This is a genomic window from Rhodococcoides trifolii (genome assembly GCF_014635345.1).
GTDB classification, from domain to species: domain Bacteria; phylum Actinomycetota; class Actinomycetes; order Mycobacteriales; family Mycobacteriaceae; genus Rhodococcoides; species Rhodococcoides trifolii.
The window spans coordinates 1,067,245-1,088,945 of record NZ_BMCU01000002.1 but is presented as its reverse complement, the minus strand read 5'-3'; the positions used below and the strand labels follow the sequence as shown (position 1 = coordinate 1,088,945).

18 protein-coding genes are annotated in these 21,701 nt (G+C 65.6%); 10 read left to right on the top strand and 8 right to left on the bottom strand.

Annotated elements, in window-relative coordinates; all coding sequences use genetic code 11:
• Window positions 1-2: 2 nt before the first annotated feature.
• Window positions 3-1,466, bottom strand: a complete 1,464-nt coding sequence (gene sufB / locus IEW02_RS12350; RefSeq protein WP_188545043.1) for a Fe-S cluster assembly protein SufB — start codon at window positions 1,464-1,466, stop codon at window positions 3-5.
• The gene (locus tag IEW02_RS12345) at window positions 1,463-2,308 is read right to left on the bottom strand and encodes a helix-turn-helix transcriptional regulator (RefSeq protein WP_229745962.1); all 846 of its coding nucleotides are present in this window, start codon (window positions 2,306-2,308) and stop codon (window positions 1,463-1,465) included. The genes sufB and IEW02_RS12345 overlap by 4 nt, the downstream gene beginning before the upstream one ends.
• A gap of 86 nt (window positions 2,309-2,394) precedes the next feature.
• Here IEW02_RS12345 and mptB point away from each other — a divergent pair, with 86 nt between their 5' ends.
• Genes mptB through IEW02_RS12325 form a run of 4 tightly spaced genes read left to right on the top strand, consistent with a single transcriptional unit; the run spans window position 2,395 to window position 6,877 of the window.
• Complete coding sequence (gene mptB, locus IEW02_RS12340; protein ID WP_188545042.1) at window positions 2,395-4,104, top strand: polyprenol phosphomannose-dependent alpha 1,6 mannosyltransferase MptB; 1,710 nt, start codon at window positions 2,395-2,397, stop codon at window positions 4,102-4,104.
• Entirely contained in the window at window positions 4,101-5,057 is a 957-nt protein-coding gene (locus tag IEW02_RS12335) for an ABC transporter ATP-binding protein (RefSeq protein WP_229745961.1), read from the top strand. Before mptB ends, IEW02_RS12335 begins: the two co-directional genes overlap by 4 nt.
• Window positions 5,054-5,854 (top strand): ABC transporter permease, encoded by an 801-nt coding sequence (locus tag IEW02_RS12330; protein ID WP_229745960.1) that lies wholly within the window; start codon window positions 5,054-5,056, stop codon window positions 5,852-5,854. Before IEW02_RS12335 ends, IEW02_RS12330 begins: the two co-directional genes overlap by 4 nt.
• A gap of 48 nt (window positions 5,855-5,902) precedes the next feature.
• Entirely contained in the window at window positions 5,903-6,877 is a 975-nt protein-coding gene (locus IEW02_RS12325; protein WP_188545041.1) for a COX15/CtaA family protein, read from the top strand.
• A 10-nt stretch (window positions 6,878-6,887) separates the two neighbouring features.
• On the opposite strand, the gene IEW02_RS12320 is transcribed toward IEW02_RS12325, so the two are convergent.
• Window positions 6,888-7,274: a hypothetical protein gene (locus IEW02_RS12320; protein ID WP_188545040.1), complete on the bottom strand. Its 387-nt coding sequence runs from the start codon at window positions 7,272-7,274 to the stop codon at window positions 6,888-6,890.
• Window positions 7,275-7,309: 35 nt separating this feature from the next.
• Here IEW02_RS12320 and IEW02_RS12315 point away from each other — a divergent pair, with 35 nt between their 5' ends.
• Window positions 7,310-8,275 (top strand): quinone oxidoreductase family protein, encoded by a 966-nt coding sequence (locus IEW02_RS12315; RefSeq protein WP_188545039.1) that lies wholly within the window; start codon window positions 7,310-7,312, stop codon window positions 8,273-8,275.
• Window positions 8,276-8,295: 20 nt separating this feature from the next.
• On the opposite strand, the gene IEW02_RS12310 is transcribed toward IEW02_RS12315, so the two are convergent.
• The 3 genes from IEW02_RS12310 to IEW02_RS12300 all read right to left on the bottom strand — a co-directional run bounded on the left by IEW02_RS12310 (window position 8,296) and on the right by IEW02_RS12300 (window position 11,603).
• The gene (locus tag IEW02_RS12310) at window positions 8,296-9,522 is read right to left on the bottom strand and encodes a cysteine desulfurase-like protein (RefSeq protein ID WP_188545038.1); all 1,227 of its coding nucleotides are present in this window, start codon (window positions 9,520-9,522) and stop codon (window positions 8,296-8,298) included.
• 112 nt (window positions 9,523-9,634) lie between these two features.
• A complete protein-coding gene (locus IEW02_RS12305) occupies window positions 9,635-10,474 on the bottom strand; it encodes a DNA-3-methyladenine glycosylase family protein (protein ID WP_188545037.1) in 840 nt (279 codons plus the stop codon).
• A 142-nt stretch (window positions 10,475-10,616) separates the two neighbouring features.
• Complete coding sequence (locus tag IEW02_RS12300) at window positions 10,617-11,603, bottom strand: heme o synthase (RefSeq protein WP_188545036.1); 987 nt, start codon at window positions 11,601-11,603, stop codon at window positions 10,617-10,619.
• Window positions 11,604-11,910: 307 nt separating this feature from the next.
• Here IEW02_RS12300 and tkt point away from each other — a divergent pair, with 307 nt between their 5' ends.
• The 5 genes from tkt to pgl are packed head-to-tail and all read left to right on the top strand — an operon-like array spanning window position 11,911 to window position 18,318.
• Window positions 11,911-14,010 (top strand): transketolase, encoded by a 2,100-nt coding sequence (gene tkt, locus IEW02_RS12295; RefSeq protein WP_188545035.1) that lies wholly within the window; start codon window positions 11,911-11,913, stop codon window positions 14,008-14,010.
• A 5-nt stretch (window positions 14,011-14,015) separates the two neighbouring features.
• A complete protein-coding gene (gene tal, locus IEW02_RS12290) occupies window positions 14,016-15,137 on the top strand; it encodes a transaldolase (protein ID WP_188545034.1) in 1,122 nt (373 codons plus the stop codon).
• A 4-nt stretch (window positions 15,138-15,141) separates the two neighbouring features.
• Window positions 15,142-16,683: a glucose-6-phosphate dehydrogenase gene (zwf, locus tag IEW02_RS12285; protein ID WP_188545033.1), complete on the top strand. Its 1,542-nt coding sequence runs from the start codon at window positions 15,142-15,144 to the stop codon at window positions 16,681-16,683.
• Window positions 16,680-17,588 carry a glucose-6-phosphate dehydrogenase assembly protein OpcA gene (gene opcA, locus IEW02_RS12280; protein ID WP_188545032.1) on the top strand — a complete coding sequence of 303 codons (909 nt, stop codon included), beginning with the start codon at window positions 16,680-16,682 and terminating at the stop codon, window positions 17,586-17,588. Before zwf ends, opcA begins: the two co-directional genes overlap by 4 nt.
• Window positions 17,581-18,318 (top strand): 6-phosphogluconolactonase, encoded by a 738-nt coding sequence (pgl, locus tag IEW02_RS12275; RefSeq protein ID WP_188545031.1) that lies wholly within the window; start codon window positions 17,581-17,583, stop codon window positions 18,316-18,318. The genes opcA and pgl overlap by 8 nt, the downstream gene beginning before the upstream one ends.
• 265 nt (window positions 18,319-18,583) lie before the next feature.
• Here pgl and ppc read toward each other — a convergent pair whose 3' ends face one another.
• Window positions 18,584-21,346 (bottom strand): phosphoenolpyruvate carboxylase, encoded by a 2,763-nt coding sequence (gene ppc, locus IEW02_RS12270; RefSeq protein WP_188545030.1) that lies wholly within the window; start codon window positions 21,344-21,346, stop codon window positions 18,584-18,586.
• 53 nt (window positions 21,347-21,399) lie between these two features.
• Entirely contained in the window at window positions 21,400-21,633 is a 234-nt protein-coding gene (gene secG, locus IEW02_RS12265) for a preprotein translocase subunit SecG (RefSeq protein ID WP_188545029.1), read from the bottom strand.
• Between the last annotated feature and the right edge of the window lie 68 nt (window positions 21,634-21,701).

Sequence of the window (21,701 nt, the reverse complement as noted above, 5' to 3'; positions counted from 1 at the left end):
TGCTAGCCCACCGACCCTTCCATCTGAAGCTCGATGAGACGGTTCAGCTCGAGCGCGTACTCCATCGGCAGTTCCTTGGCGATGGGCTCGACGAAGCCGCGCACCACCATGGCCATGGCCTCGTCCTCGGTCATGCCGCGACTCATCAGGTAGAACAGCTGATCGTCGCTGACCTTCGAGACGGTGGCCTCGTGCCCCATCGTGACGTCGTCCTCGCGGATGTCCACGTACGGGTACGTGTCACTGCGGCTGATCTGGTCCACCAGCAACGCGTCGCACTTCACGGTCGAGCGTGACCCGTGCGCACCCTTGTTGATCTGAATCAGACCGCGGTACGAGGTGCGGCCACCGCCACGGGCGACGGACTTGCTGACGATGTTCGACGACGTGTTCGGCGCGAGGTGCAGCATCTTCGAACCGGTGTCCTGGTGCTGGCCTTCGCCGGCGAACGCGACGGACAGAACCTCACCCTTGGCGTGCTCGCCGGTCATCCAGACCGCCGGGTACTTCATGGTGACCTTGGAACCGATGTTGCCGTCGATCCACTCCATGGTGGCGCCTTCTTCGGCCTTCGCACGCTTGGTCACCAGGTTGTAGACGTTGTTCGACCAGTTCTGGATGGTCGTGTAGCGGCAACGCCCGCCCTTCTTGACGATGATCTCGACGACCGCCGAGTGCAGCGAATCCGACTTGTAGATCGGTGCGGTGCACCCCTCGACGTAGTGCACGTACGCACCTTCGTCGACGATGATCAGGGTCCGCTCGAACTGGCCCATGTTCTCGGTGTTGATGCGGAAGTACGCCTGCAGCGGGATGTCGACGTGGACGCCCGGCGGGACGTAGATGAACGAGCCACCCGACCACACCGCGGTGTTCAGTGCGGAGAACTTGTTGTCACCGGCCGGGATGACCGAGCCGAAGTACTCCTTGAAGATCTCCGGGTGCTCCTTGAGGCCGGTGTCGGTGTCCATGAAGATGACACCCTGCTCCTCGAGGTCCTCACGGATCGAGTGGTAAACAACCTCGGACTCGTACTGAGCCGCGACGCCGGACACCAGGCGCTGCTTCTCGGCTTCGGGGATGCCGAGTCGGTCGTACGTGTTCTTGATGTCGGCGGGCAGGTCGTCCCAAGTGGCCGCCTGCTTCTCGCTCGAGCGCACGAAGTACTTGATGTTGTCGAAGTCGATGCCGTCGAGATTGGAACCCCAGTTCGGCATGGGCTTGCGATCGAAGGTCTTGAGTGCCTTGAGGCGCGTCTCGAGCATCCACTCGGACTCGCTCTTCTTCTGCGAGATGTCGCGCACGACAGCTTCGGACAGCCCACGCGTGGCGCTGGCGCCGGCGGCGTCGGAGTCCGACCAGCCGTATCCGTAGGTGCCCAGGGAGGCGATGGTTTCGTCCTGGGTCAACGGAGCTGCCGGGATTGTCGATACCGGGGGTGTCACCTGATCTGGTGTGACGGTCATGCGTGCTCCTTCCGGAGGCGTTGCTGCGACTCGAGGCTGTACGAGATCCGACGCGAGGCTGAGCGCCGGTTCGGTGCGGTGGAACTACTGCTGTCGGGTACAACGCTGGACCCGACGTGGATATTCGATTCGGCCGAGGGAATGCCGAGCTCGGTTGTGGCGAGCGGTACGTGAGTGGTGCATGCACAGTCGCCGTTGGCGATCGTGGCCAGCCGCTGCACGTGCGTTCCGAGGAGTTCGGCGAACGCCTCGCGCTCGGCGGTGCACAACTCGGGAAACTCCGATGCCACGTGCGACACCGGGCAGTGATGCTGGCAGATCTGGACGCCGGTACCCACGTGGCGCGTCGACGCCGCGAATCCGGCGTCGGTCAGAGCCTGCGAGATCGCGTCTGCGGTGGCTTCGACCGAATCGGGTGAGCTGTGGTCGGCCGGTACGACGTCGGCCACGATGGACTGGATGCGACGGCGAGCAAAAGTCTCGATGGCACCGTCGCCACCGATCTCGCGCAACTGCCGCATGGCCGCACCGGCGAGATCGTCGTAGGAATGGCCGAGACGTGAGCGACCGGTCGCGGTGAGCTGGAAGAGCTTGGCCGGTCGGCCGCGGCCCTTCTGCAGTCGTCCCGGTGTGACCGTGGATCGGGCTTCGCCGGCGTCGATGAGCGCGTCGAGGTGGCGACGAACTCCCGCCGCACTCAGACCCAACTTCAGCCCGATGTCCGACGCGCTGACAGGTCCGTCCTCGAGCAGAAGGGTGACGATCGCGGACCGAGTTTGGCCCTCGGGCGCAGCAGAGGAGGGACCGGTGGACCGGTCCGTCGCGTCGGCTGTCGTTTTCACAACACCAGTGTGACGGAATTGGTGCTGGTCTTCCAGCAAGGGGACCCTGGCCTGATCCAGCGCGAAGTTCGTTTACGCTCCGACACGTGCCTCCACCCGCCGCCGATTCGAGTGCTTCCGCTCCGACGCGGGCGCGAAGGTGGGCAACGACACAGGTGCGGCGCGTCCTCGGTGTCGACGATTCACGGCCGCACGGCACGGTGGCTGTACTGAACGACGTCGAACCGGACCGCCCCGGTCTCGACTCCGCCGAACTGAATGCTCTACGCAACGTGCGACTGTTCGGCGCCGTCGGATCGGTGATGATGGCCGTCGGGGCTCTCGGCGCCGGTGCGCAGCCCGTTCTTCAGAACCCGCTCCAGGGCGTTCGTGTTCTGGGACTTTTCGCTCGGATCCCGACGTCGGCGCTGTCGGTGACGATGATCGGCACCGTCATGGTGGTGTTGTCGTGGCTGATGCTCGGACGGTTCGCGGTCGGATCGTTCCGCGGCGGGTCGCCCCGCCGCCTGAGCCGGTCGCAGCTCGACCGGACGCTGCTGCTGTGGATCGTTCCGTTGTCGGTCGCACCGCCGATGTTCAGCAAGGACGTTTACTCGTATCTGGCGCAGAGCGAGATCACCGCACGGGGTCTCGACCCCTACGTCCTGGGCCCACGTGAGGCGCTGGGCCTGGACAACGTGCTGACTCGAACGGTGCCGACTATCTGGCGGGACACTCCCGCGCCCTACGGTCCGCTGTTTCTGTGGATCGGCCGCGGCATCACCTGGCTCACCGGCGACAACATCGTCTTCGGAATCTTTCTGCACCGTGTGGTGGCACTGGCCGGCGTGGCGTTGATCGTATGGTCGCTCCCCCGCCTCGCCGCGCGGTGCCGAGTCTCCAGTGTCGGCGCACTGTGGCTCGGTGCAGCGAACCCGCTTCTCCTGTTCCACCTCGTGGCGGGCATTCACAACGAAGCGTTGATGTTGGGACTGATGCTTGCCGGCATCGAATTGTCCTTGCGCGCTATCGAATCCGCTTCTCCGATCCGCGGTCCCGCGCTCGCTCTGCTGATCGGCGGCGCCGGGCTGATCGCCCTGTCCGCCACGGTCAAGATTCCGTCGCTACTCGCCCTGGGGTTCGTGGGTATGGCCCTGGCACGACGGTGGGGTGCAACGGTCCGATCCGTCCTCGCATCGGCCGCTCTGCTGGCCGGCGTGGCCGCCGCCGTCATGTTGGTGATCAGTTGGGCGAGTGGACTGGGCTTCGGCTGGGTGAACACCTTGAACACCGCCAGCGCGGTGCGAAGCTGGATGTCTTTACCCACTCTGCTCGGTATGGGAACCGGCCGGGCGGGCGTGCTCCTGGGAATCGGTGACCACACCACAGCAGTGCTGAGTCTGACCCGGCCCATCGCGTCCGTCGTCGCCGGCGTCATCGCCCTACGAATGTTGATCGCTGTCCTCAGAGGCCGTCTGCATCCGATCGGAGCGCTGGGCGTGTCGCTCGGAGCTCTCGTCCTGCTGTTCCCCGTCGTGCAGCCCTGGTACCTGCTCTGGGCTGTCACTCCGTTGGCGGCGTGGGCCACGCGACCGGTGTTCCGCGTCCCGGTGATCTGTTTCTCGGCCTTCGTGAGCGTGATCCTGATGCCGAACGGAAGCGAATACCAGCCCTTCGTGATCGTGCAGGCGGCAATTGCCACCATCCTGACTGTGACCGCACTCATAGCGGTGACCCGAAACCATCTACCGTGGCGCACACCCGACGGGGCGGAAACGGAGCACCCCAGGTCGGGCGCCTACTCTGGATCATTGTGACCGCACCGCCTCTCTCCTCCTCCACCACAGTGACGACCCCTGCGGTGGCTCTGCACGGAGTGCGCAAGAGCTACGGCGACGTCGCGGCGGTCGACGGTCTCGATCTCGTACTCGAGCGCGGGCGTGTCCTCGCGCTTCTCGGACCCAACGGCGCCGGAAAGACCACCACCGTCGAGATGTGCGAAGGGTTCGTCTCCGCCGATTCGGGTGATGTCCGCATTCTCGGTCTCGACCCGGCCACGCAGTCCGCTCAGCTGCGCCCGCGCATCGGCGTCATGTTGCAGGGTGGCGGCGCGTACCCCGGCTCGCGGGCCGGCGAGATGTTGCGGCTCGTCGCGTCCTACTCCGCCGACCCGATCGACCCGACCTGGCTGCTGTCGAGGCTGGGTCTGACCGACGCGGTCCGAACCCCGTACCGCCGTCTGTCCGGCGGGCAGCAGCAACGACTGTCACTGGCCTGCGCGCTGGTCGGGCGGCCCGAACTCGTCTTCCTCGACGAGCCGACCGCAGGACTCGACGCTCAGGCGCGTCTGCTGGTGTGGGACCTGATCGACGCCCTTCGCCGTGACGGCGTGAGCGTGCTGCTGACGACGCACCTCATGGACGAAGCCGAGCAACTCGCCGACGACCTGGTCATCATCGACCACGGCAAGGTCGTCGCGTCCGGTACTCCCACCGAGCTGACCAGCCGAGGCGCCGAAGGGCAACTGCGCTTCTCCGCCCCCGCCGGTCTGGATCTGACCCTTCTGCAGACCGTTCTGCCCGAGGGGTTCGACCCGATCGAAGCGTCGCCGGGAAACTACCTTCTCGAGGGCACGATCGACCCACAGGTTCTTGCCACCGTGACCTCGTGGTGCGCGCGATTGAACGTGCTGGCCACCGATCTTCGCGTCGAGCAGCGCAGCCTCGAGGACGTCTTCCTCGAACTCACAGGACGGGAGCTCCGAGGGTGACCACGACCCGCCGAGCAGACGGCGTCGACAACCGATTCGAGCCGGGGACGTTCACACCCGACCCGCGACCGGCCCCCAAAGCATCGATGCTGTTCGCGCAGTCCAAGCTCGAACTCACGCTCTTGCTTCGTAACGGCGAGCAACTGCTGCTGACGCTGTTCATCCCCATCACTCTCCTGATCGGGCTGTGCCTGCTCCCGTTCGGAGAGCTGGGAACGGACCGCGTCGACACCGTCGTTCCGGCAGTGATGACCGTTGCCGTCATGTCGACCGCCTTCACCGGACAGGCGATCGCCGTCGGATTCGACCGGCGGTACGGCGCCCTCAAACGGCTCGGCGCCACCGCGCTACCGCGCTGGGGAATCATTGCGGGCAAATCGATCGCCGTCGTGATCGTGGTGGTCCTGCAGTCGGTGGTGCTCGGCGTGATCGGTGCTGCCCTCGGGTGGCGGCCGGAGCTCGGCGGTCTCGCGCTCGGCGCCGTCATCATCGCGCTGGGAACGGTGACGTTCGCCGCGATGGGACTGTTGCTCGGTGGAACTCTCCGCGCGGAGATCGTGCTGGCCCTGGCCAACATCCTGTGGTTCGCGATGCTGGGCGTGGGCAGCGTCATCTTCGCCACCGACGCGCTTCCCGCGGGAGTGCACACCGTGGCGCGCTTGATTCCGTCCGGTGCGCTGGCGGAAGGACTCGAGCGAGCCGTCGGTGGATCGGTGGACGTCTTCGCTGTGGTCGTCCTAGCAGTGTGGGCGCTCGTATGCGGATGGCTTGCCACTCGCAAGTTCAAATTCGTCTAGGGGCGGTCCACTACACGGTGTAGTTTGCCCGCGATCTACCATCGAACAGTGCTGTATCGAGGGTTTCTCCGAGTGGTCGACCGTCTCCCGCTGCCCTCACTGAGGGTGCAGAAGATCATCGCGTTCGTGGTCATCGTGACCCAGGGCGGTATCTCCGTCACGGGCGCGGTGGTGCGGGTCACTGCGTCCGGTCTGGGTTGCCCGACATGGCCACAGTGCTTCCCCGGCAGCTTCACCCCCGTCGGCGTGTCCGAGGTTCCGGTCATCCACCAGGCTGTCGAGTTCGGTAACCGCATGCTGACGTTCGCTGTGGTGCTCGCCGCCGCCGCGATCGTCCTTGCCGTCACTCGAGCGCGCAGGCGTCGGGAAGTCCTTGCCTACGCGTGGCTGATGCCCGGCGGCACCGTGCTGCAAGCCGTCCTCGGCGGCATCACCGTCCTGACCGGTCTGCTGTGGTGGACCGTGGCGGTGCACCTGCTCGTGTCGATGCTGATGGTGTGGCTCGCCACGGTGATGTACAGCAAGATCGACCAGCCCGACGACGGCATCACGGTCGCCGCCATCCCCGCTCCCCTGCGCCTGCTGACGGCACTGACCGGCGTCGTGCTGGGATTTCTGCTGGTGGCCGGAACCATGGTGACCGGCGCCGGCCCGCACGCGGGTGACGCCAGCATCGAAAGGCCGGTGCCCCGTCTACAGGTCGAGATCACCACACTGGTTCACCTGCACGCAGACCTCCTGATCGCCTACCTCGCGTTGCTGGTCGCGCTCGGGTTCGGGCTGTACGCCGTCGGCGCGTCGGAACGGGTGAAGACGCGGCTCAAGGTCGTCGTCGTGCTGGTGATCGCACAGGCCGGTGTCGGCGTCGTGCAGTACATCACCGACGTACCTGCGGCACTGGTGGCCGTCCACGTAGCGGGCGCTGCGTTCTGCACGGCAGCCACCGCCGCGCTGTGGTCCGCAGGCCGGACGCGCGAGGCGGTACCCGCACAGCTGGAAGAGAAGGTCGAGCCGGGTAGGTAAGACCGACCGACTAGCTGATCGGCTCGTTCCGCGCCTTCGGGAACTTGGTCTGCTTCGCGACCCAGCCGGCCATCTGCGCAAAATGACCCTTGCGCGGTGTCACGACACTGGAGAGTTCACGATCCCACTTCGCAACTTCGACGTTGTCGAGATGCTTCACCACGTTCTGTGCTGTCGTCAGATCCGGTGCCACGCGATCGCCCAGGATCCCGTCCGACCCGACCAGGGTGATGCGAACGCCGGCGCGACCCAGCGGCTGCAGTACGGCCTTCGCCGAACCGCCGTGCGCCGCAACGAAAGACGAGATCGAACTCACCAGATGCTTCGGCGGCGCCGCGGTCTCCGTATCGGTTCCCGGCTCGCCGAGATCGGAGTTCTCGATGCTGTGCGTGGTCATGGCCAAACTTTACCGCGGCATGCCAGACTCGTTTCATGCACGCTGTCGTCGTAAACAAGACCGGTGGACCCGAAGTACTCGAGTACACGGAGGTTCCGGATCCGCAGCCCGGTGAGACCGACCTGCTCGTTGCGGTCGACGCCGCGGGCATCAACTTCATCGACACGTACTTCCGAAGCGGAATGTATCCGCGTCCGCTCCCCTACACCGTCGGCGACGAAGGGTCGGGCGTCGTCGAAGCCGTCGGCGCACAGGTCACGCAGTTCGCCGTGGGCGACCGCGTCGCGTGGTCCGCCGCCCCCGGAAGCTACGCCGAGAAGGTCGTCGTCGCGGCCGACAAGGCACTGCACGTTCCGGACCACGTGTCGGCTCCCCAAGCAGCCTCCGTGCTGCTCCAGGGCATGACGGCCCACTACCTCGCCAACTCGACCTACCCGATCCAGTCGGGGGACGTCGTGCTCGTCCACGCCGGTGCGGGCGGTACCGGGTTGCTGCTCACCCAACTGGCGAAGGCCAAAGGGGCGACGGTGATCACCACCGTGTCCACCGACGAGAAGGAAGAACTCTCTCGCGGCGCCGGCGCCGATCACGTGCTGCGGTACGAGGCGGACGTGGCAGCCGAGGTCCGTGACCTCACGGGCGGAGAAGGCGTGCACGCCACCTACGACGGGGTCGGAAAGTCGACGTTCGAGGCGTCGGTTGCGTCGACTCGCGTCCGCGGCACAGTCGCCTTGTTCGGAGCCGCGAGCGGACCGGTCCCGCCGTTCGATCTGCAGCGTCTGAACGGTCTGGGCTCGCTGTTCGTCACCCGTCCGACGCTGGCGCACCACGTGCGCAACCGCGAAGAACTGGAATGGCGCGGCGGTGAAGTATTGAACCTGCTGTCCGACGGGACCCTCTCCGTGCGTGTCGGCGCGGAATATCCCTTGGCCGAGGCCGCGCGAGCCCACACCGATCTGGAAGCGCGGGCGACGACCGGGTCCATCGTTCTGGTGCCCTGACCCTTCCGGTCGGAATCTTCCTACCTCCGCGTGACCTTGACCAACGCGTCGAGCAACCGGTCGACGTCTTCGTCGTCGTTGTAGGGCGCAACCCCGACTCGCACTGCTCCCTCGGTACTCAACCCCAGGTGTCGAGCCCCCTCGTCGCAATAGAAGGCGCCGGCTCCGACCGCGATCTTCAGCTCTCCGAGTCGTCCGGCGATCGTTGCAGCGGACATTCCGTCGATCGTGAAAAGCACTGTGGGCGTTCGCTCGAGCGCTCGTGAGTACATGGTCACGCCCGGCAGTTCACCGACGCCCTGCTCGATACGACGGAGCAACCGGCCCTCGTGCTGATCGATGGTCGACATCGCGGCGACGAGGGCGCTGCGCCGATCCCGTTGTGGCGCAACGGCTGCCACGAAGTCAATCGCTGCCGTGACACCCGCCATCTGTTCGTAAGGGAGGGTGCCCAGCTCGAACCGTTCGGGTAGTGCGTTGCTGGACGGGTCCAGCTTTTCCGGCCGGAGGTTGTCGAGGAGGTCCCGCCGACCGGTTGCGAACGCGCAGTGCGGTCCGAGCAATTTGTACGGAGAGAAGACGAAGAAGTCTGCACCGAGCGTCGCCATGTCCACGGGGTGATGCGCCGCGTAGTGCACACCGTCGACGTACACCAGACCGCCGACTCGGTGGACGACCTCGGCGATGGCCGCCACGTCCGGAATGGTTCCGATCAGGTTCGAGGCTGCGGTCAGCGCGACGATTCGAGTGCGCTCGGACAGCACTTCGGAGACGGCGTCGGCGGTCAGTTCCCCAGTCTCGGGGTCGAAGTCGACCCATCGGACGACGGCGCCGGTGCGGCGAGCCACCTCGATCCACGGCCGCACGTTGGAATCGTGATCGAGGCGCGTCACGACTACCTCGTCGCCGGGTGTCCAGTCCGCACTGATCGCATGCGCGAGGTGATAGTTGAGCGCGGTGGCACTGCGTCCGTGGATGGCCAGATCGGGCTCGATCCCGAGGAGATCGCCGACTGCAGAACGGCATTCGAGAACGATCCTGTCGGCGTTGCGCGCGCCGACCGAGGTGGCTCCCCGGTTCGACAGCGGCAACGTCAGAGCCTGAGCGATCGCGTCGCCGACGGGCGTCGGAGTCTGCGTACCTCCGGGACCGTCGAAGAATGCCCATTCGGCGTCGGCCAACGAGGGGAAGAACGCCCTGAATCGGGCCACATCGAAGGATCCGTTTGCTGCTGGCGATGTCGCCATCGTGAACTCCTCTGTTGCCGCGTCGTCTGATGTCGACCGTAGCGAGTCCATTCGATCTACTGTTCAGCGGTTCAACGCACTTCGCGCATTCAGCTGCACAAGAATTGCCTTGCTACTTGTCGAGCTCCCGCAGCGCACGCAGGTGCACCGTTGCCCATGAGCGGAACGGTTTCCACGCTTCGGTGATCTGGTCGATCGAGCGATCACCGCCGTAGCGCTTGGCGATTTCGTCCTTCAGGTGGCTTTCGTTGCGGGGCAGCACATCGGGAAAGTTGGCCCCGCGGATCACCACGAGCTCGGCCGAGAACGGTCCCATCCCCAGGATGCTCTGCACCCCGGCCATCGCATCGGCCGGCTGCAGCGAGCGAAGACGAGAGCCGGCGAGCTGGCCGTCGAGAGCGGCCTCGGCGATCGCATGCAGGTACTCCGCCTTGCGTCCGGGCAGATCGAGGGATTCCGCACGCAGAGTGGCCGGGGACGGAAAGGCTCCGTCGTCGCCGAGCTGCTGCAGGAGGCGTCTCTTGATCGCCGCCGCCTGCCTTACAGCCAGGCGCTGGGTCAGCACCGACCACACGGCCGCCTCGTAGGGCGAGAAGAAGCCGCACGGCCGGAACCCACTGAGCCGGGCCTGCGCATCCGCAATGACCCCATCGCGCGCCGCGACATCGGGCCAGCCGCGTCCATCGATGTCTATCGACAGCAGCCGACGTACCTGCTCGGTCGCAGCATCCAGCTCGCCCGGGCCCTCGACCACGATGCGGACGGACGGCCCGTCCTGGGTGATGACGGCATCGACCCGCTGCCAGTCGGTATCGCAGAGGAAAGCGGTGTGGATGCCTGCGGCCTGCGTCTGGGATACAAGTCTGCCGGGGGTGAAACCCTCCCAGAATCGCTTACTGGTGGCGAGCGACCAGGGCCCGACAATCTCGTGAACAGTCTCGAGTCGAGTCATGGATCAAACGAATCGCTGATGAAACTCTCCTGACCTTGAAACAGGAACACCAGCGTTGGTCTTCAACCCCGGACCACCGCTGCCGTTCCACTCTGTCGCGAAACGGGACGTCGGAGCGAAACACCTTCGTACGTATCTCGCCTCAGGAGAAGAACGACGCCACGGTTCCCATGTTCAGCACGGAATCGACCGCCAGACCGATGAAGACGACAGACAGATAGTTGTTCGACTGCAGAAACAGACGCAGGGGCTTCACCGGCTCGCCGCGGCGCACACCGGAGTACAGCTGGTGCGCCATGAGGAGGAACCAGGCACCGGCCACGAGTGCGACGGCCGCATAGACGACGCCGGTAGCCGGGACGAGCGCAAGGGTCGCAGCGACGGTGAGCCAGGTGTAGATGACGATCTGCTTGGTGACGACCTTCTCAGTCGCGACGACCGGCAGCATCGGCACGCCCGCGGCTTTGTAGTCGTCCTTGTATCGCATAGCCAGCGCCCAGGTGTGCGGCGGCGTCCAGAAGAAGATGACTAGGAACAGAACGATGGCTTGCCAGCCGACGGTGCCCGTGACCGCGGACCAGCCGACGAGTGCAGGCATGCAGCCGGCGGCGCCGCCCCAGACCACGTTCTGCGACGTCCGCCGCTTGAGTCCGAGGGTGTAGACGAAGACGTAGAACAAGATGGTCGCAACGACGAGCAACCCGCTGAGCAGGTTGGCGGCCCACCACAGCCACAGGAACGACGCGATGCCGAGGGCCGTTCCGAACACGAACGCGTGCGATGTGGGAACGGCGGCACGCGCAAGCGGGCGACGGGCGGTGCGCTTCATCAGCTTGTCGATGTCGGCGTCGGCCACGCAGTTCAGGGTGTTGGCCGAGGCCGCACCCATCCAGCCACCGAAAAGCGTCGCCAGCAAAAGGGGCAGGTTCACGTTGCCGCGATCGGCGAGCAGCATCGTCGGAATGGTCGCGACGAGGAGAAGCTCGATGACGCGAGGCTTGGTCAGCGCAATGTAGGCGAGCGGCTTGGCGGTGAGTTGTCCGAGCCTCGATTGCGGTGCCGACGTCGTCACTTCCGATGCGGATGTGTCGGCGAACCCGTGTCCACCGGGGCGCTGCCCTATCCGCACTCGTATCTCCTGTGACTGTCGTAAATCGGGAAAGCTCGACCAGAAAGCTCACTGCTACTACAAGCGATGGTAGACGCCATCACCGGCGGCACCCCAATCGGTCGTGGGTGACACACACGACGTGTCGATGCGTCGGCCGCGGGGCAACCGGCGACGTACATGTCGCGGCCGGGCAGGACAGGTCGCGGGCAAGGTCCAACCGGAACTAGGCTGGACCACAGATGTCCCACCGTCGGCAGGATTTCGTCTCGGGGTCTGTCCCGAGGCGTGGCCCTGTCCCCTCTCAACCGTCAGGAGACCTCTCCTCGTGTCGATCACAGACGACATTTCCGTTCTCACCACGCCGCACCACCCCGACGGCTGGACCGACCTCGACACGCGATCGGTCGACACCGTGCGTGTTCTCGCCGCGGATGCGGTGCAGAAGGTCGGCAACGGCCACCCCGGCACGGCCATGAGCCTCGCGCCGCTGGCGTACACGTTGTTCCAGCGCACGATGCGCCACGATCCGACGGACACGACCTGGATCGGCCGCGACCGCTTCGTCCTCTCCTGCGGTCACTCGAGCCTGACCCTCTACATTCAGCTCTACCTCGGTGGGTTCGGCCTGGAACTGATCGACATCGAGTCGCTCCGCACCTGGAAGTCGAAGACCCCCGGCCACCCCGAATTCCGCCACACCAAGGGCGTCGAGATCACGACCGGGCCGCTCGGCCAGGGACTGGCTTCCGCCGTCGGCATGGCCATGGCGGCCCGCCGCGAACGCGGTCTGTTCGATCCCGAACCCGCGCTGGGTGAAAGCCCGTTCGATCACTACATCTACGTCGTCGCATCCGACGGTGACATCGAAGAGGGCATCACGTCCGAGGCGTCGTCGCTCGCCGGCACGCAGCAGCTCGGGAACCTCATCCTGTTCTACGACGACAACAAGATCTCCATCGAGCATTCGACGGACATCGCCCTGTCCGAGGACACCGCGAAGCGCTACGAGGCCTACGGCTGGCACGTCCAGATCGTCGAGGGCGGCGAGAACGTCACCGCAATCGAAGAGGCCGTCGAGGCAGCGAAGGCCGTCACCGACAAGCCGTCGATCATTCTGCTCCGCACGATCATCGGCTTCCCCGCTCCCAACATGATGAACACCGGAGCCGTGCACGGCGCCGCGCTCGGCGACGACGAAGTGGCCGCGGTCAAGGAGAAGCTCGGCTTCGATCCGAGCAAGACCTTCGAGGTGTCCGACGAGGTCATCGGCCACACGCGCGAGCTGCAGGAGCGCGGCCGCAAGGCGCATGCGGAGTGGGACTCCGAGTTCGCCGCGTGGGCCGAGCGCGAGCCCGAGCGCAAGAAGCTGCTGGACCGCCTGACCGAAGGCACGTTGCCCGAAGGATGGACCGACGCGCTGCCGACCTGGGAGGTGGGCGGCAAGGCGGTCGCCACCCGCGCCGCCTCGGGTGAGGTTCTGAACGCCGTCGCAGACATTCTGCCCGAGTTGTGGGGTGGCTCCGCCGACCTCGCCGGCAGCAACAACACGACCATGAAGGGTGCCAAGTCCTTCGGACCCACGTCGATCTCGACCGACGACTGGGATGCCGAACCCTACGGCCGCACGCTGCACTTCGGCATCCGCGAGCACGCGATGGGCGCAATTCTGTCCGGCATCGTCATGCACGGCCCGACCCGCGCGTACGGCGGCACGTTCATGCAGTTCAGCGACTACATGCGCGGCGCTGTGCGACTCGCGTCGCTGATGGACATCGATCCGATCTACGTGTGGACCCACGATTCGGTCGGCCTGGGCGAGGACGGTCCGACGCACCAGCCGGTCGAGCACCTGACCGCACTGCGCGCCATCCCGAACCTGTCCGTGGTCCGACCCGCCGACGCAAACGAGACCGCGCACGCGTGGCAGTCCGTGCTCGCGCGGTCGTCCAGCAGCGGACCGGTCGGGCTCGCGCTCACCCGTCAGGGTGTGCCGATTCTGGAGGGCACCTCGTACGAGGGAGTGTCCAAGGGCGGATACGTGCTGTCCGATGCCGAGAACGGCGCGCCCGACGTCGTGCTGATCGGTACCGGGTCCGAGGTGCAGTACGCCGTCGAAGCGGCAACGTTGCTGAAGGAACAGGGAATCGCCGCACGGGTCGTCTCCATGCCGTGCATGGAGTGGTTCGAAAGTCAGGATCAGACGTACCGCGATCAGGTGATCCCGCCGACCGTGAAGGCGCGGGTGTCCGTCGAAGCCGGCATCGCGATGTCGTGGCACAAGCTCGTCGGCGACGCCGGCGAGACCGTCTCCCTGGAGCACTTCGGCGAATCTGCAGACGCCGCAACGCTGTTCCGTGAGTACGGATTCACCGCCGAAGCCGTGGCCGCCGCCGCGCAGCGCTCGATCACCACAGTGAAGGGATAACCGCCATGACCCAGAACGAGAACCTCGTTGCGTTGTCCGAAGCCGGCGTCTCCGTCTGGCTCGACGACCTTTCCCGTGAACGCATCAAGTCGGGAAACCTGAAGCAACTCATCGACACGAAGAGCGTCGTCGGTGTCACCACGAACCCGTCGATCTTCCAGGCCGCATTGAGCAAGGGCGATGCCTACGACGAGCAGGTCAACAAGCTCGCCGGTGAGGGTGCCGACGTCGACACCACCATTCGCACGGTCACCACGGACGACGTCCGCGACGCCTGCGACATCTTCCTGCCCCAGTACGAGGCCAGTGCCGGCGTCGACGGACGCGTCTCCATCGAGGTCGACCCCCGGGTTGCCCACGACGCCGACGTCACCTACTCGCAGGCAGTCGAGCTGTGGAAGATCGTCGACCGGCCGAACCTGCTGATCAAGATCCCGGCGACCGAAGAAGGCATTCCGGCCATCGCCAAGGTGATCGGTGAGGGCATCAGCGTCAACGTCACACTGATCTTCTCGGTCGAGCGGTACGAGCTGGTCATGAACGCCTACCTCGAGGGTCTCGAGAAGGCACGCGCCGCCGGGCACGACGTCTCGAACATCCACTCGGTCGCATCGTTCTTCGTCTCGCGCGTCGACACCGAGATCGACAAGCGACTCGACGCCATCGGCACCCCCGAGGCCGTCGAGCTGAAAGGCAAAGCAGCACTGGCGAATGCGCGCCTCGCCTACGTCGCGTACCAGCAGGTGTTCGAGGTCGGCCCGCGTTTCCACGAGCTCGCCGGCAGCGGTGCCCGCCCGCAGCGTCCGCTCTGGGCGTCGACCGGAGTGAAGGATCCGAACCTGCCCGACACGCTCTACGTGACCGAGCTGGTCTCGCCGAACACGGTCAACACAATGCCGGAGAAGACGATGGACGCCGTCGCCGACCACGGCGAGATCACCGGCGACACCGTCAGCGGCAAGGGTCCCGAGTCGCAAGAGATCTTCGACAAGATCGCCGCACTCGGCATCGACCTCACCGACGTCTTCCTCGTCCTCGAGAACGAGGGCGTCGAGAAGTTCGAAGGCGCGTGGACCGAGCTGCTCGAGGCCACCGACCAGCAGCTCAAAGCCTCCAGTAAGGGCTGATCGTATGGCCGCGACGGATGACACCTGGGTCAATCCGCTTCGTGACAACCGAGACAAGCGTCTCCCGAGGATCGCCGGGCCCTGCAGCCTGGTGATTTTCGGTGTCACGGGCGACCTTGCCCGCAAGAAGCTGATGCCGGCCGTGTACGACCTCGCAAATCGTGGCCTGCTCCCTCCCGGATTCGCGCTGATCGGGTTCGCCCGTCGTGACTGGAGCGACGAGGATTTCGCGGGCGTCGTGCACGACGCCGTGCGTCAACATGCTCGAACACCGTTCCGAGAAAGTGTGTGGGACCGCCTGGCCGAGGGAATTCGCTTCGTACGCGGCACCTTCGACAACACCGACTCGTTCGATGCCTTGGCCACGACGCTGTCGAGTCTCGATGTCGAACGTGGCACCGGCGGCAATCATGCGTTCTACCTGTCGATTCCGCCCAGTTCGTTTCCCGTTGTCCTCGAACAGCTCTCGAAGTCCGGCCTCGCCGCCGGCGAAAGTGCCGACCAGTGGCGACGCGTCGTCATCGAGAAGCCGTTCGGCCACGACCTTCAGAGCGCCAAGGAGCTCAACGAGGTCGTGAACCGAGTGTTCCCGGAGGACAGGGTCTTTCGAATCGACCACTACCTCGGCAAGGAGACGGTGCAGAACATCCTGGCGCTTCGATTTGCGAACCAGCTGTTCGACCCGATCTGGAACTCGCACTACGTCGATCATGTCCAGATCACGATGGCCGAGGACATCGGTCTGGCCGGTCGCGCGGGGTACTACGACGGCATCGGCGCGGCCCGCGACGTGATCCAGAACCACCTGCTCCAACTCTTGGCCATCACGGCGATGGAAGAGCCCGTCAGCTTCAGCCCCTCCGAGTTGCAGACGGAGAAGATCAAGGTCCTCTCCGCCACCAAATTGGCCGAGCCGTTCGCCGAGACCGCCGCCCGCGGGCAGTACACGTCGGGATGGCAGGGCAGCCAGAAGGTGGAGGGACTGAAGGAAGAAGAGGGGTTCGACACAGAGTCGAACACCGAGACCTACGCCGCCATCACCCTCGAGGTCGACACCCGTCGGTGGGGTGGGGTTCCCTTCTACTTGCGCACCGGAAAGTCGTTGGGGCGCCGCGTCACCGAGATCGCAATGATCTTCAAGCGCGCTCCGCACCTTCCCTTCGACGCGACGATGACCGAGGAACTCGGCCAGAACGCCCTCGTCATCCGGGTGCAGCCCGATGAGGGTGTCACGCTGCGATTCGGATCGAAGGTGCCGGGGTCGTCGATGCAGGTACGCGACGTCTCGATGGATTTCAGTTACGGGCAGGCGTTCACCGAGTCCTCCCCCGAGGCGTACGAACGGCTGATCCTCGACGTTCTGCTGGGTGAACCGTCTCTCTTCCCGGTGAATGCCGAGGTGGAGTTGTCATGGAAGATTCTCGACCCGATTCTCGACTACTGGGCGTCCGGTGGCGAAGCGGATCCGTACCAAGCCGGTTCGTGGGGCCCGGATTCCGCGAACGAGATGATGGAACGCACCGGCCGTGAATGGAGAAGGCCATGATCGTCGATCTACCGTCCACAACGACCGGTGCCGTGTCGAAGAAGCTGATGGAACTGCGCGAGACGGGCGGTGCAGTCACCCTCGGGCGGGTGCTGACCCTCGTGGTCATGACGCGTGACTCCGCGGGCGCCGAGACGGCGATCGAAGCGGCCAACGAGGCCAGCCGCGAGCACCCCTGCCGGGTGATCGTGCTGGCCTTGGACAGTCGGGACACCGAGCCGAAGCTCGACGCTCAGATCCGTGTCGGCGGTGACGCCGGCGCATCCGAGGTGGTCGTTCTCCGCCTGTACGGCGAGATGGCCGAGCACGAGGAGAGCGTCCTCATGCCCTTCCTGCTCCCGGACACCCCGGTCGTCGCATGGTGGCCCGATGTCGCCCCACCGGTTCCGTCGAAGGATCCCGTGGGACGTCTGGCCATCCGCCGGATCACCGACGCCACGAACGCGGCAGACCCCAAGGCGGCGATCGCGAGTCGTCTCGACTCGTACTCCGAAGGCGACAGCGATCTCGCGTGGAGTCGCATCACCTACTGGCGGGCGTTGCTGACCAGCGCGTTGGATCAGCATGCATCGGATCCTGTTGTCTCCGTGGTCGTGTCGGGCCTTCGCGAGGAACCTGCTCTCGACATCCTGGCCGGATGGCTCGCGGCGCGTCTGCACGTGAAGGTCGTGCGCAAGGTCGGCGATCTCTTCGTGAAGATGAACATGGAGAACAGCTCGGTATCCATTGCGCGGCCGCAGACAGGAACGACCGCCACGTTGGTGCGGACCGGCCAACCCGACAGTCGAGTGACATTGGGACGCCGCGAAACTCGCGACTGCCTGGCAGAAGAACTACGTCGCCTCGATCGCGACGAAATCTACGAGGAAGCCCTCGCGGGCTTGGCAAAGGTGACGTATGAGTGAACCGACCGTCCGCACGTTCCCTGATTCGGCCGCGCTGTCGACGGCGGCTGCGGCCGCGTTCGTCGACGTCGTCGTCGCGGCGCAGAAGGAGCGCGGCACTGCGTCCGTCGTGTTGACGGGAGGCGGAACGGGAATCGCGACGCTGAAAGCGTTGCGCGAGAACAGCGGTGACGTCGATTGGTCGGCCGTGCACGTCTTCTTCGGAGACGAACGGTTCCTGCCGGAGGGTGACGGCGAGCGCAACTACGTGCAGGCGCGCGCCGCGCTCCTCGATCATGTACCGGTCGATGCCGACCTCGTGCACGCGATGGCGTCGTCCGACGGTCCACTCCGGGACGACATCGACGTTGCGGCGGCGACGTACCTGCAGGCGATTGCGGCCTTCGCGGCGCCCGACGGCGAACCGACGTTCGACATCCATCTCTTGGGCATGGGCGGTGAGGGACACATCAATTCGCTGTTTCCCCACACCGACGCCGTGCGCGAGTCCGAGCGGCTCGTGATCGCGGTGACCGACTCCCCCAAGCCGCCTCCGCGCCGGATCACGTTGACCTTGCCTGCCGTGCGCCGGGCCCGCCAGGTGTGGTTCCTGGTCGCCGGTGAGGAGAAGGCCGAAGCGGCCGCCGCCGCGATCAACGGTGCCTCGGCCGAGGACTGGCCGTCGGCCGGCGCGAAAGGTATCGACGAGACGGTCTGGTTCCTCGACGAGGCTGCCGCGTCCCAGCTCTGAGGCCTCACGATTCCGACGTCTTCCGCTGCGGCCGATCGTCGCGGGGAAACCGGCAGCCGTGCGGTGGTGCTGCGGGACTACGACCTCGGTGAGTGCGCGGAACGCCGGATCGCCATGCGGTAGCGGAAGATTCACAACGCTTCATACTCAGTACGACGCAGCGAAGCCGCTGCCGGTTCCATCGAACCGGCAGCGGCCTCCGGCCTAGCTGGTCACTCCGACCGGCCTCCGGCCTACCCGCTGTTCATTCCGACCGGCCTCCGGCCTACCCGCTGTTCCGCAGGGCCGTCGCCAACCCGTTCATGGTCAGCAGGATCCCGCGCTTGACCTGCTCGCGCTCGTCACCGGCACGAAACTGCCGAAGCAGCTCCACCTGAAGGTGATTGAGCGGCTCGAGGTACGGGAACCGGTTGAACACAGATCGCGCCAACGCAGGGTTGTCGTCGAGCAACCCGTCGTAGCCGGTGATGGCGAGGTACATCTCGACCGTCTTCGCGTGCTCCGTGCTGATCATTCCGAACACGTGCTCGCGCAGCGTCTGGTCAGGAACCAGCTCGGCGTAGCGGGCCGCCAGGCCCAGATCGGACTTGGCCATCACCTGCGCCATGTTGGAGAGCACCGTGCGGAAGAACGGCCACTTCGCGTTCAGCTCCGACAGTTTCGCCAGCTTCTCTGGATCGCCGCCCACCCAGTCCTCGAAGGCGGTTCCGACGCCGTACCAACCGGGCAGCATGACCCGCGACTGACTCCAGGACATCACCCACGGGATGGCCCGCAGGTCGTACACCGAGCTGGTGGGCTTGCGCGACGCCGGTCGACTACCGATGTTCAACTCACCGATCTCCGCGACGGGAGTGGACATGCGGAAGTAGTCCACGAACCCCGGCGTCTCGTGCACCAGCGCGCCGTAGGCAGCCTGAGCGCGTGCCGCGAGGTCGTCGAGGATCGCGTAGGCAGGTTCGGCGTCCTCCCCCAGTCCTTCCACGTCGAGCAGAGTGCTCTCGATGGTCGCGGCCAGCAGAGTCTCGAGGTTGCGACGGGCCAGGCGCGGCTCCGCGTACTTCGCCGCGATCACCTCGCCCTGCTCGGTGATGCGAAGCGATCCGGTCACGGCCCCGGTCGGCTGAGCCAGGATCGCGTCGTAGCTCGGGCCACCGCCGCGGCCGACCGTGCCGCCGCGACCGTGGAAGAGCCGCAGGCGGATTCCCGCGGTACGTGCGGCCTCGATCAGGTCCAGTTCCGCGCGGTACAGGGCCCAGTTCGCAGCGAGGTAACCACCGTCTTTGTTCGAGTCGGAGTACCCCAGCATGACTTCCTGGTTCATGCCGCGGGACTTCACCAACGCGCGGTAGACGGGGACGTCCATCGTGGCGAGGAGCGTCGCGGCGCCCTGCTTCAGGTCGTCGATCGTCTCGAACAGCGGTACCACCCCCACCTCGGACGTGGGACCGTCGCCGGCACCGGGGTCGAGGATCCCCGCCTCCTTGAGCAATACGGCAGCCTCGAGCATGTCGCTGACCGAGGTGCACATGCTGATGATGTAGTTCGGGATCGCGCCGCCGCCGAAGGTACGCACCACGTCGGCGGCCGAGGTGACGATGGCTAATTCCTTCGTGGTCAGCTCGCTGAACTCAGCGCGTGCGCTGATCAGCGGACGCCGTGTCTCGAGTTCCGCGGACAGGATCGCCACCCGTTCGTCCTCCGGCAACGACGTGTAGTCCGGGTGCACACCTGCCCAGGCGAGAAGCTCGGCGACGACTTCCTCGTGCACCTCGGAGTTCTGGCGCAAGTCGAGTCCGGACAGATGGAATCCGAAAGTCTCGATGGAGTACCGCAGTGTCGCCAGTCGATCGTCCGCCAGCGCTTCGTCGCCGATACCGCGCAGCGACGTATCGATGAGATCGAGATCGCTGAGCACCTCCTGCGGTGTGGAGTACGGGTCGAGAGTCGAGGCCAACCCGTGGTCCGGAACCACGTCGAGGACCTTCTCGGCCGTTTTCGTGAGCCGTCCACGGATGCCGCGCAACGCCTGCCGGTACGGCTCGTCCGCGCGGAACACGGACTCGTCACCGGCCGACGTGGCGAGAGCGCCGAGCTCCGGCGTCACCTCGACCAGTCGTGCGGACATCGACAGTTCGTCCTCGAGGTGTACCAGCTGATCGAGGTAGTGCGCGAACGCGACCTGAGCTGCACGGTTGCTGGCCTGGTGCACCACCTCGCCCGTGACGAACGGGTTGCCGTCTCGGTCGCCACCGATCCACGAGCCGGGCCGCAGCATCGGTTTCGGCAGCAGGTTCGCGCCGGGCCAGCGGCTGCGCAGTGCGTCGCGCAGCTCGGTGTTCACCTTGGGAATGACGTCGAAGAGCGACATCTGGTAGTACCGCAAGCCGACCTCGATCTCGTCCTGAATGCGCAAGCGCGACAGGCGAATCAACGCGGTCTGCCACAGCGTCAAGATCTGGCGGTGGATCTTCTTGTCGGTGTCGGCAAGTTCGTCGGGGTCGAGTTCGGTCCGCTCGCGGAACCGCATGAGATCGGTGATGCGGGTCTGCGTTTCGAAGATGGTGCGCCGACGGGTCTCGGTGGGATGTGCGGTGATGACGGGCGAGACGAGGGCATCGCGCAACAGATCTTCGACGACGGCGGAATCGAGCTGTGCTGCATCGAGTTTGGCGAAGGTCGACGCCAAGGAGCTGTCCTGCGGGGGCTCGCCTGCCTTGACGTGCACGGCGCGGCGTCGTTCCCGGTGAATGTCCTCGGCGAGGTTGGCGAGAAGTGAGAAGTGACTGAAGGCCCGGATGACCGGAATGGCGGTGGCGATGTCGATACCGTCGAACAGCTTCGACAATTCCGCGCGGTCGATCTCCGACCGGCGTACCCGGAAGGACTCGACGCGAGCTTTCTCCACGAGCGCGAACACGTCGTCGCCCTCGTGATCTCGGACGATGCTGCCGAGGATTCCTCCCAGCAGTCGGATGTCTTCGCGGAGCGGTTCGGTTGCCGGCAGGCCGGGATCAACTGCTGTCATACGCTCAGTATCGCCGCCGACTACGGGCGGCGCAGCACGAGTGCCCTACGCCGTCAAGCGAATTTGATCTCGAGACCGATACCGAGGATCGCGATGAGCCACACGACGGCCGTGAAGACGGTGACCCGGTCGAGGTTCTTCTCGACGACGCTCGAGCCGGAGAGGCTGGACTGAACCCCGCCGCCGAAGAGGCTGGACAAGCCGCCGCCCTTGCCGCGATGCAGCAGGACGAAGACGAGCAGCGCGACGCTGGTGACGATCAGCAGGATGTCCAGAAATGTATCCACGAGGAAGAATCCTACAGGTAACGCCCCGAGCACAGAATCATCGTGCGCGGGGCGTCACCGTGAGAGAC

What these genes read in the sequence shown, in the direction of transcription:
- opcA (WP_188545032.1), top strand. Translation starts at nt 16,680, where the DNA reads ATGATCGTCGATCTACCGTCCACAACGACCGGTGCCGTGTCGAAGAAG.
- tal (WP_188545034.1), top strand. Translation starts at nt 14,016, where the DNA reads ATGACCCAGAACGAGAACCTCGTTGCGTTGTCCGAAGCCGGCGTCTCC.
- IEW02_RS12320 (WP_188545040.1), bottom strand. Translation starts at nt 7,274, where the DNA reads ATGACCACGCACAGCATCGAGAACTCCGATCTCGGCGAGCCGGGAACC.
- IEW02_RS12310 (WP_188545038.1), bottom strand. Translation starts at nt 9,522, where the DNA reads ATGGCGACATCGCCAGCAGCAAACGGATCCTTCGATGTGGCCCGATTC.
- pgl (WP_188545031.1), top strand. Translation starts at nt 17,581, where the DNA reads ATGAGTGAACCGACCGTCCGCACGTTCCCTGATTCGGCCGCGCTGTCG.
- sufB (WP_188545043.1), bottom strand. Translation starts at nt 1,466, where the DNA reads ATGACCGTCACACCAGATCAGGTGACACCCCCGGTATCGACAATCCCG.
- IEW02_RS12315 (WP_188545039.1), top strand. Translation starts at nt 7,310, where the DNA reads ATGCACGCTGTCGTCGTAAACAAGACCGGTGGACCCGAAGTACTCGAG.
- zwf (WP_188545033.1), top strand. Translation starts at nt 15,142, where the DNA reads ATGGCCGCGACGGATGACACCTGGGTCAATCCGCTTCGTGACAACCGA.
- IEW02_RS12305 (WP_188545037.1), bottom strand. Translation starts at nt 10,474, where the DNA reads ATGACTCGACTCGAGACTGTTCACGAGATTGTCGGGCCCTGGTCGCTC.
- ppc (WP_188545030.1), bottom strand. Translation starts at nt 21,346, where the DNA reads ATGACAGCAGTTGATCCCGGCCTGCCGGCAACCGAACCGCTCCGCGAA.